This is a genomic window from Mesorhizobium sp. M0659 (assembly GCF_040320605.1).
Taxonomy (GTDB): domain Bacteria; phylum Pseudomonadota; class Alphaproteobacteria; order Rhizobiales; family Rhizobiaceae; genus Mesorhizobium.
The window spans coordinates 190,001-192,500 of the sequence record NZ_JAMYPY010000003.1 but is presented as its reverse complement, the minus strand read 5'-3'; the positions used below and the strand labels follow the sequence as shown (position 1 = coordinate 192,500).

Annotated in this window: 1 rRNA gene (only partly in view); it reads left to right on the top strand. The window is 53.5% G+C overall.

Annotated elements, in window-relative coordinates:
* Positions 1-2,500, top strand: a 23S ribosomal RNA gene (locus NKI31_RS06365) (it extends past both window edges: 193 nt to the left, 109 nt to the right).

Sequence of the window (2,500 nt, the reverse complement as noted above, 5' to 3'; positions counted from 1 at the left end):
TAATAGGTAACTTATCCTGAATACATAGGGATAAAGTGGCGAACGCGGGGAACTGAAACATCTAAGTACCCGTAGGAAAGGACATCAACCGAGACTCCGGAAGTAGTGGCGAGCGAACCCGGACCAGGCCAGTGGCGATTGAGAGACAAGCGGAACCTTCTGGAAAGTAGGGCCATAGTGGGTGACAGCCCCGTACGCGTAATGCAATCAATCGTCCTCGAGTAAGGCGGGACACGTGAAATCCTGTCTGAAATTGGGAGGACCACCTTCCAAGCCTAAGTACTCGTGCATGACCGATAGCGAACTAGTACCGTGAGGGAAAGGTGAAAAGCACCCCGACAAGGGGAGTGAAAGAGTACCTGAAACCGATTGCCTACAAACAGTGGGAGCCCGCAAGGGTCACCACGTACCTTTTGTATAATGGGTCAGCGACTTAGTGTGACGAGCAAGCTTAAACCGCTAGGTGTAGGCGCAGCGAAAGCGAGTCTGAACAGGGCGTTCAGTTCGTCGCATTAGACCCGAAACCGAGTGATCTAGCCATGAGCAGGTTGAAGGTAAGGTAACACTTACTGGAGGACCGAACCCATAACTGTTGCAATAGTTCGGGATGACTTGTGGCTAGGGGTGAAAGGCCAATCAAACTCGGAAATAGCTGGTTCTCCGCGAAATCTATTTAGGTAGAGCGTCGACCGAATACCCCAGGGGGTAGAGCACTGGATGGGCTAGGGGTCCTCACCGGATTACCAAACCTAACCAAACTCCGAATACCTGGGAGTACTAGTCGGCAGACACACGGCGGGTGCTAACGTCCGTCGTGAAAAGGGAAACAACCCTGACCTACAGCTAAGGTCCCCAAGTTATGGCTAAGTGGGAAAGGATGTGAGGATCCCAAAACAACCAGGATGTTGGCTTAGAAGCAGCCATCATTTAAAGAAAGCGTAACAGCTCACTGGTCTAAATAAGGGTCTTTGCGCCGAAAATGTAACGGGGCTAAAGCCATACACCGAAGCTTAGGGTTTGGTCCGCAAGGGCCAAGCGGTAGCGGAGCGTTCTGTAAGCTGACGAAGCCGTACCCGTGAGGGGTGGTGGAGGTATCAGAAGTGCGAATGCTGACATGAGTAACGTAAGGGGAGTGAGAGACTCCCCCGCCGAAAGACCAAGGGTTCCTGCTTAAAGCTAATCTGAGCAGGGTTAGCCGGCCCCTAAGACGAGGCGGAAACGCGTAGTCGATGGGAACCACGTTAATATTCGTGGGCTTGGAGGTAGTGACGGATCGCACAAGTTGTCCAATCTTATCGGATTGAACGGGCAGCGGAGCGGTTCCAGGAAATAGCTCCTCCTTATAAACCGTACCCGAAACCGACACTGGTGGTCAGGTAGAGTATACCAAGGCGCTTGAGAGAACTATGCTGAAGGAACTCGGCAAATTGCACGCGTAACTTCGGAAGAAGCGTGACCCTTTTCTACGCAAGTAGAGGAGGGTGGCACAGACCAGGGGGTAGCGACTGTTTATCAAAAACACAGGGCTCTGCGAAGTCGCAAGACGACGTATAGGGTCTGACGCCTGCCCGGTGCTGGAAGGTTAAGAGGAGGGGTGCAAGCTCTGAATCGAAGCCCCAGTAAACGGCGGCCGTAACTATAACGGTCCTAAGGTAGCGAAATTCCTTGTCGGGTAAGTTCCGACCTGCACGAATGGCGTAACGACTTCCCCGCTGTCTCCAGCATAGACTCAGTGAAATTGAATTCCCCGTGAAGATGCGGGGTTCCTGCGGTTAGACGGAAAGACCCCGTGCACCTTTACTATAGCTTTACATTGGCATTCGTAGTGGCATGTGTAGGATAGGTGGTAGGCTTTGAAACCTGGGCGCCAGCTCAGGTGGAGCCACCCTTGAAATACCACCCTTATTACTATGGATGTCTAACCGCGGCCCGTTATCCGGGTCCGGGACAATGTATGGTGGGTAGTTTGACTGGGGCGGTCGCCTCCTAAAGAGTAACGGAGGCGCGCGATGGTGGGCTCAGAACGGTCGGAAATCGTTCGCTGAGTGCAATGGCATAAGCCTGCCTGACTGCGAGACTGACAAGTCGAGCAGAGACGAAAGTCGGTCATAGTGATCCGGTGGTCCCGCGTGGAAGGGCCATCGCTCAACGGATAAAAGGTACGCCGGGGATAACAGGCTGATGACCCCCAAGAGTCCATATCGACGGGGTTGTTTGGCACCTCGATGTCGACTCATCGCATCCTGGGGCTGGAGCAGGTCCCAAGGGTATGGCTGTTCGCCATTTAAAGCGGTACGTGAGTTGGGTTCAGAACGTCGTGAGACAGTTCGGTCCCTATCTGCCGTGGGTGTAGGAATATTGAAAGGATCTGTCCCTAGTACGAGAGGACCGGGATGGACGGATCTCTGGTGGACCTGTTGTGGCGCCAGCCGCATAGCAGGGTAGCTATATCCGGACGGGATAACCGCTGAAGGCATCTAAGCGGGAAACCCACCTTAAA